1 protein-coding gene is annotated in these 230 nt (G+C 66.1%); it reads right to left on the bottom strand.

The genetic code is table 11. From position 1 onward, the window contains the following. On the bottom strand, window positions 1-230 hold a 230-nt coding region (locus BST27_RS31100; protein ID WP_487246513.1), incomplete at both ends, for an HNH endonuclease signature motif containing protein.

Below are 230 nucleotides of genomic sequence, written 5' to 3'. Positions count from 1 at the left end.
GGGGTGGTGACGTGGGTGTCCCCGCCCGGGGAGGTCAGGATGAGGGTGCCGTCGGCGAGTTGCTTCTCGGTCCAGCCCACGAACGTTTTCACCAAATGGTGAAAGGTGCAGTAGCACTTCATGTTCGCCGCGTGGGTGGGCCCACCCTGGGCGTACGGGATGGTGTGGTCGAGCTGGCAGTCCCAGGCCGACACCTCACACCCGGGCCAGCGACACGTCAGATCCCGGCA

Origin of the sequence: Mycobacterium intermedium, assembly GCF_002086275.1 — a bacterium.
GTDB lineage: Bacteria > Actinomycetota > Actinomycetes > Mycobacteriales > Mycobacteriaceae > Mycobacterium > Mycobacterium intermedium.
This window is presented reverse-complemented; position numbering and strand designations above follow the sequence as displayed.